The organism is Ligilactobacillus acidipiscis DSM 15836, assembly GCF_001435755.1.
Lineage (GTDB): Bacteria > Bacillota > Bacilli > Lactobacillales > Lactobacillaceae > Ligilactobacillus > Ligilactobacillus acidipiscis.
Genome location: NZ_AZFI01000010.1, coordinates 22,912 through 31,024 on the forward strand (window position 1 = coordinate 22,912; position 8,113 = coordinate 31,024).

Below are 8,113 nucleotides of genomic sequence, written 5' to 3' on the forward strand. Positions count from 1 at the left end.
TTGGTTGAACTGCCAGCTGCACGAGGAGATGATTCATGGTCGGGAATACTGCAAGTTGTGGTTGTTTTCGCTATGATATTAATTTTTTTTGGCGGTTATGGCTGGTATGTGGAACACAAAGTCAAAGTAGGACCCCGTTTTTCTGTACCTGTCCATATTGGTCACTTGATTTCTTCAGTCACGACAGGACTGCTTTTGATCGTAGTGTTGAACTTGGTATTGCAATTTATTCTGCAAGTCTTGCATATCGTACCGGAGACCGCACAAAATCAAGCTGGTATCAACCGCATGCTCGAGTTAAATTCGATGAGTAAGTTTGTGACGCTATTCTTGGCAGTCATTGTCGCCCCAGTCTGTGAAGAAACTATATATAGATTACTGTTGATCGGTCCGATCAAAACTAAACAGGTCAAACCTACCACAAGGCATCGAAAGAGACTGGCCATTTTAAGCTGGGTATTCTTTATTTTGGCGCATATGGGTCAACAGCTTTATGGCGTTATCGTCTCTCCTTCATGGAATGGAACGGTTGCTGCGATAACTGCCAGTTTAACGTATGGTGTTTTATCTTTTGTATTGGTGCGTGAATATTATCTGCACGGAAGTTTAGCGCGTTCAATGGTGATCCATATGAGTTGGAATGCATTGGCAGCCGGAGCTTTATTGCTTAATTGAAATAGTTCAAATGGTGCTTGTACCGTGTGTTAAAATGATAATTGTTGCTTTTTCATAAGTATCATTATTTTGAGATAAATATTAGTTAAGGGGTGTTTTGATGAGTCAAGGTGAGTCTAATCAAGTCCTTGACCAAAATGGTAAGCCCTATAATCGGCTTGCTTTGGTATCTACACTGCTAGTAGGGACGTTTAGTACATTTATAACTTCGACCATGTTAACAACAGCTTTCCCATCTTTGATGAGATCTTTTAATATTACTGCTAACACGGTTCAGTGGTTGACTACAGGTTTTATGCTGGTCATGGGGATCACCATGCCGATCACTGGTTTTTTTATCAAACGTTTTGATTAACGTAAATTATATTTGACTGCAGTTGCGATTTTTTTAACAGGAACAATAATTTGCTTTTTTGCGCATACTTTTGCGGTTATTTTAGTTGGACGCTTGGTTCAAGCTACAGGGGTCGGAATCACAGCTCCTGTTTATCAAACGATCATGGCTTCGATCTATCCGCCGAACAAACGCGGCTCTGCAATGGGGATGGCTGGATTAGTGATTGGGTTAGCTCCTGCGATCGGCCCAACACTTTCCGGCTGGCTACTGCTTCATTATTCATGGAGAATGTTATTTCTTGCGATCATGCCGATTTCAATTGTAGTTTTAATAATGGGTTATTTTACTTTACGCAAGGTTTTGCCAACTGAAAAGGCGCCAGTTGATTGGAATTCTGTTTTGATGTCGATCGTTGGTTTTGGTTCAATGCTATTTGGCTTTTCTTCAGTTGGTAGTTATAGTTGGTCTGATCCAATCGTATATGTGACTTTGATAATTGGAATAACTTTTGTGGCGTTCTTTGTTTGGCGGTCTTTGAAGATCGACAATCCTTTATTGGAATTTAAAGTTTTTAAGCATTCAGACTACACACTTTCTGTTATTTTGGTAGCCGTAGCCCTTATGTCTATGAATGGGTTCACTTTGATCTTGCCATTATATTTGCAAACGATCCGAGGAGAATCGCCTTTGGTTTCAGGGTTAACACTATTGCCGGGAGCTATAGTGATCGGATTGATGAATCCTGTTACCGGCCGGATCTTTGACCAGATGGGTGGTCGTAATATGGCGATCACTGGGATGTTTTTACTAACAGCCACAACTGCAACTTTTATCCCTGTAACGGATAAAACACCGATTTCTTATTTGGTAGTGTTTTATATGGTGCGGATGTTTGGGATCTCGATGGTCACCATGCCGACAACGACAACAGGCATCAATGCTTTGCCGCTGGACTTGATTGGCTCAGGAACAGTGGTCAATAATACGATCCGCCAGGTTTTTGCCTCGATGGGGACAGCGATTTTAGTTTCAGTGATGTCAAATGTTACTTTAAGTCATACACCAGCGCACACGATCATGTCGCAGACACCGATCTTATTTAAGAAGCTGTCGTTGCAAGCGAATATTGTTGGTTTTAGGTATGCCTTTGTGATCTCTACGTCTTTTGCTTTAGTCGGGTTTATACTAGCATTCTTCTTGAAATCTGATAAGGAGGCGCTTTAAATTGGGGATCGCATTACTTTTTATCAGCGTTTTATTGTTTGCATATTCTATGATTTTTGTTCAAAGTGGCCTCATCAAACGTTTATGGGTCACAGGCAGTGTGATTTTGTTGGCAATAATAGCAGTGACACTGATCCTAAACGATACCGAGCATTTTGGAATGAAACAAGTGACTGAAGTGCAAGAGTTTGATTTATTGGCAAACGAGAAAAATTCTCCGACTAAAAAGTTAGTTTATAAAAAATTAGGTAATGGTCAGGAAAAAATATATTTTTACAGGACAAAAAGAAGCAGTCCCGCTAAATTAAAGAAAACTGATCCAATGACAACTAAGGTTTTTATCAAACGAGATCCAGCAAATAAATTAACGGTCGCTAAAAATTATTGGGTATATACAAATGGCTGGTCAAAGTTTTATTTTGCCGGGGGTCAGCCAAACCATCAATTTATTGACCAGCGCTTTACATTCCACATTGATCAGAGTTGGCAGCTGTCAGAATATAAAAAATAACAGACTAAAATTTAGTATCCATGTGTTAAAGAGACGGAAATTTTTTCGTCTCTTTTTTATTAACACAATTGCACTTAAAAAAGGAGCAAGCGGGCTAAAGTAATCTTACAAACGAGTACACCGCTAAAAAACAGAGCGAATAATAGCTGCAAATAAATTACTAAGTTCTAGTGGCTCAAAGTCGCATTGATTTTAAAATAGAGTGTACAATGTCAGTAGGAATAACCATGAAAGGAGCATGCAGAATGGCAGGAACTTATTTTGGGATCCATAATCATACAGCTATGGGCTCCAATAATCGATTTTTAGATTCGATCAACGAAGTGGCTGAAATTATCGAAGCAGCTCATGAAAAGGGACTAGCCGGTATTTCGTTAAGCGACCATCAGTCATTGAGCAGTCATGTTCAAGCAGAAAAGTATTTAAAAGCGCATCAAGATGAACTGGGGGATTTTAAAGTAGCTTATGGCGATGAAATTTATTTAGTTGACAGAAAGACAGTCGAGCAGGCTAGAGAAAATAAGGAAGCAGTTCCTTTTTACCATTTTTTGCTGACCGCTAAAAATGAGCATGGTTATCAGTTTTTAAGACAATTAACGACTCAAGCATGGATGGATAGCTTTTTTGCAAAAGGAATGCGCCGTTTGCCAACTTATTGGGATTGGCTGGAAGCTAACTTGCCAGCATACCGAGGAGATATTATTGCTTCGACAGCCTGTTTAGGTTCAGAACTTTCGCAAACGATTTTGCATGGGAGCAAAAGTCAGGCCCAAAAATTAGTAGAACGTCTGGCCAACTTGTTTGGTGCAAAAAATTTATATTTTGAAATTATGCCGTCCAAAACGCCTGAGCAAATTACCGTTGATCGAGCATTGGTCGATCTTTCTCTTCAGACGGGGATCAAATATTCGATTTCAACTGATGCACATTACATTGATTTACGTGATCAAAACAGCCATGAAACATTCTTGAAATCAGAAAATCAAGGTCGTGATGTTAAAAGCTTCTATTCGTATGCTTATTTATTTTCACTAGCAGATTTGAAAAAATACTTGCCAGAAGATGTTGTTACAACTGGTACAGCTAATTCATTAGAACTGTTAAAGCAGATCGAGTCGTATAGTTTAAAACATACCCAGGAGATCCCGACGACTCCATTACCGGATTTTCAGGTGGTGAGAGACACTGAGTTTAGCGTGGATCTTAAGAAGTACCCAGCAATCAAGTATTTCTTTACTTCTACCGCAACTGCGGACCAATACTTTTTGCGGTTGCTGGTAGATGCAATGGAGGCCAAAAAGCAACCGCTAGATCAGATCCATTTACAAAGGATCAATGACGAACTAAACGCGATCAAAGCCGTCAGTGAATACCTTGGTGCACCATTATCGCAATACTTTTTAACTATGCGTCGTTTGTTGCAGATCGTGTGGGGTACAGGCTCCCTAGTTGGACCTGGGAGAGGCTCTGTTGGTTGTTTTTATACTGCCTATTTACTTGATATTACACAGGTCGATCCAATCAAGTATGAGCTGCCATATTGGCGGTTCTTGTCTGCTGAACGGGCTGATGACTTGCCAGATGTCGATACAGATACTGAAGGTGCCAAACGTGCGGATATTATTGAAGCTTTCAAAGAATATTTTGGTAGTGACCATGTCTTGAACTTTTGCACTTTTAATACTCAAGCGCCGGCGTCTACTGTATTAACTGCTTGCCGTGGTTTGGGTGTTGATTTGCGTGAATCGCGTAATATCGTAAATTTGCTGCCGAAAGAACGGATGGTGGCTTGGCCGATCAAGGATGCTATATATGGAAATAAAGAAAAAGGCCGTCGTAGTTCTCAGGACTTCATCATGGAAATCGAAAAGATCCCTCATTTGAAAGAAACGATGTTACAGATCGAAGGGTCAGTCCGGGGGATATCTCAACATGCGTCGGGTATTTTGATCACAAATGAACCCTATACCAAACATAATGCAATGATGAAAACTCAGTCAGGACTGGAAGTTACACAGTATGATGCCGCTGATAGCGCTTATCAAGGCGGATTAAAATACGATATTTTAACTTTGAATGCTTTAGACCGGATCCATGAGGCAATGAGGTTATTATTACGCGATCATAAAATAAAATGGCAGGGTGATTTAAAGTCGACCTATGACAAGTACTTTGCTGTGGATCGCTTGGAAATGGATGCTTCTGAAATGTATGACATGTTATTCAATGGCGATGTGATCAATGCCTTTGAATTTAGCAGTTTAACGGGTAGAAGGACATTGCTAAAAATGAACGCCAGAACATTTGATCAGCTAGTCGCAGCCAACGCACTAATGCGTTTAACTGTTGCTGAAGGTGAACAACCGATCGACCGTTACCTACGCTATCGCAAAGATTTGTCAAAATGGGACGCTGACATGAAAAATTATGGTTTGCAGCCAGCGGAGATTTCTTTGATGAAACAACATTTGCAGAAATTTTATGGTGTTTGTTATTCTCAAGAAACACTAATGGCATTAACGATGGATCCGCAGATCACAGGCTTTAATTTGTTGGAAGCCAATCATTTACGCAAGTCAATTGCTAAGAAAAATCAAGAGCTTTATCAACAAGAGAAAAAACATTTTTATGCTAAAGGGCATGAGCTAGGAACTTCAAGCTCTTTATTAAATTATGTGTGGGATACATGTGCAGAACCAGCTAAATATTACAGCTTTAACTTAGCACATGGTACCACCTACACCTTAGTATTGATGGTTGAAATGAATATTGCTTATCGTTTTGGACCCGTATACTGGAAGACAGCTTGCTTGTCTGTTAACAGTGGGATATATGGCGAAGTTTTTACAGGAGCAGATTATGCCAAAGTTAGTCATGCGATCGGTCAAATTCCGGGTACAGTAATGAATCCGGATATTAACCGTTCGGACTATGGATTCTTGCCAGATAGTGAAAACAAGAAGATCTTGTTTGGGCTGTATCCAATTGTTGGTATTGGTAAAGATGATGCTCGTACTATTATAGAACACCGGCCGTATAGCTCCTTGGAGGACTTTCTAGAGAAAACAGAACTGACCCCGAAAAAGACTGTGACTTTAATAAAAGCTGGTTGTTTTGACAGCTTGAATGAGGATCGCCGCAAAGTTATGGAAGAATTAGTCAGAAAAATTACGCCGCAAAAAAAGAAGTTAACGACAGTTCAAGTTCCAAAGATCGCGGCAGATATTCCAGAAAAATATCAAAAAGAAGTTGAACTGGTATTATTTCGTAATAAAATTACCGGCAGAAATAAGGTCCCAATGAATGAGGAGCTGCAACAAGAGTTTTTTGACAAATATGAAAAAGATTATTCTGCTGATTCAAACGCAGGTTGGCAAATGAATGATGGTCAATTGTCGATCGATGTTAAACAATTCGATAAGTGGTATAACAAGAAAATCAAAAATTTAAAATCCTGGTTAAAGACTCCGGAGGCTACTAAGATAGAGACACGCCAAAATATGCGCAAATTTTGGAAGGAAAACTGTTTAGGAAATGATGCGTCTTGGGAAATGGAAGCTTTGTCGTTTTATGTTAAGCGCCATGAGTTAGATTATACTACGATTCCCGCGTTGTATCAGGCTGTAGATTTTAACCAACTTGGTGATGAACCGACACCGATCGGCTGGGCGAGTGGTAAGGGCAGCCCTCGGCCTGAATATCAGCGCAATGTGATCGCTGGAACTGTGATAGACAAGGATCCTCGTAAAAATATGATTTTTCTTTTGACTAAGACAGGGATAGTGAATGTCAGGTTAGGCAAGTATAATTACCGGAATTATGATAAACGAACAAAAGAAAGTCAATCGTGGTTTGAGCGGGGAACTAAACTTTTAGTGGTTGGATACAGAAAAAACGGCGATTACTACGCGAGTGCGACTAAAAGCAAGTATAAGGCACCTTTAATGAAAATTCAGGGTTATGGTGAAAAAGCCTGGGTCAAAGAAAAGTAACAAATTTCTTGTTAAGCAGACCAAGGTTATGAAGTTCAGTGAATATATCCTAGAAGGATGGTGTGAACATGGATATTATTAAACCGGCTAGATTAAAGCGTGGAGATGAAATAAGGATAGTAGCACCGAGCGATTCTTTGCAGAGAGTTGGCGGAATGGAAGCTAACTTACCTGCCCAGGAAAAATTAGAAAGTTGGGGCTACCATGTCAGCTTTGGAGATAATGTGCAAGAAATGGACATTCAGGGGTCATCAAGTATCACCTCACGAGTGGGAGACTTGCACCAAGCGTTTGCTGATGATAATGTTAAAGCGATCCTTTCTGTGATCGGGGGGCAAACTTCAAATGAACTACTTCCGTATCTGGACTATGAGTTGATTGCTAAACACCCTAAAATTATCTGTGGTTTTTCTGATTTTACTGCTCTGTGTAATGCGATCACAGCTAAAACAGGATTGGTAACTTATTACGGTCCAGCATATGCAACGCTTAAAATGGGCGGAAAACAGGGAGATTATCAAGATAGTTATTGGCGCCAGGTCCTCACGCATAGCGGTCGGATCAAATTACAAGCTTCACAGACATGGACAAGCGATGCGTGGTTTGATGATTCCGTTAAGCACGATTATCAGCCAAATGAATGGAAAACATATAATTCTGGTGTTGCTGAGGGAATAACGGTCGGTGGCAATTTGAATACATTGTATTTGTTGCAAGGAACACCTTATCAGCCTGTTTTAGACGATCGAATAATACTGGCTGAATTTGCAGAAGAAGGACATTGGAGCGAATTTTCGCGAAATTTGGCATCATTACTTCAAATAGCTCGCCATCCACGTGCTTTGGTTATCGGAAGGTTCCCGAAAGAATCGGAAATGACTAAAAAACGTCTCTTCTATATTTTAGATAAGTTTCCACAACTAAAAAAGATCCCAGTTTTGTATGATGTGAATATAGGTCATGCTCAACCGATCATGACTATTCCGATCGGTGCAGAAATCAAAGTGGACACTAACAAAAAAACGGTCACGATTATTTGAAGATACGATAAAATGAGACAGATTATAAAAAGCATGTTTTCACTGCATTTTTTGCAAAGAAAACATGCTTTTTAATGATTAATTAAGGTCAAAGTTGAGCAAAATGTTGTTGGATCAACTGCTTATTATGCAAACGGTTTTTAAATTAGGTGCCAAGAAATTGCATTTTATTAAGTAAAGTTATTTCAAAAGTTTGATTAATAAAACGTTGATTTAATGGTCTTTATGTCTAAGGTTTGTTTAGCGTGCAAGCACTTCATCTAAAGCTGAAAATAATTCGTGCAACCAGCGTGTCTAATAAAGTTATCCTGGATTATTCATAATTTTACCTTGA

The 8,113-nt window shown here is 39.6% G+C and carries 4 protein-coding genes and 1 pseudogene; all 5 read left to right on the top strand.

Annotated features, from left to right (window positions below; all coding sequences use genetic code 11):
• Positions 1–675, top strand: a complete 675-nt coding sequence (locus tag FC65_RS01795; RefSeq protein WP_056971334.1) for a CPBP family intramembrane glutamic endopeptidase — start codon at positions 1–3, stop codon at positions 673–675.
• Positions 676–775: 100 nt separating this feature from the next.
• Positions 776–2,236: pseudogene (locus tag FC65_RS01800) on the top strand (MDR family MFS transporter).
• A gap of 1 nt (position 2,237) precedes the next feature.
• Positions 2,238–2,747, top strand: a complete 510-nt coding sequence (locus FC65_RS01805) for a DUF4811 domain-containing protein (protein WP_056971335.1) — start codon at positions 2,238–2,240, stop codon at positions 2,745–2,747.
• Between the two features lie 245 nt (positions 2,748–2,992).
• The gene (locus FC65_RS01810; RefSeq protein ID WP_056971336.1) at positions 2,993–6,739 is read left to right on the top strand and encodes a PHP domain-containing protein; all 3,747 of its coding nucleotides are present in this window, start codon (positions 2,993–2,995) and stop codon (positions 6,737–6,739) included.
• Positions 6,740–6,807: 68 nt separating this feature from the next.
• Positions 6,808–7,779: a S66 family peptidase gene (locus FC65_RS01815; protein ID WP_082618960.1), complete on the top strand. Its 972-nt coding sequence runs from the start codon at positions 6,808–6,810 to the stop codon at positions 7,777–7,779.
• Positions 7,780–8,113 lie beyond the last annotated feature (334 nt).

What these genes read in the sequence shown, in the direction of transcription:
- FC65_RS01815 (WP_082618960.1), top strand. Translation starts at nt 6,808, where the DNA reads ATGGATATTATTAAACCGGCTAGATTAAAGCGTGGAGATGAAATAAGG.
- FC65_RS01810 (WP_056971336.1), top strand. Translation starts at nt 2,993, where the DNA reads ATGGCAGGAACTTATTTTGGGATCCATAATCATACAGCTATGGGCTCC.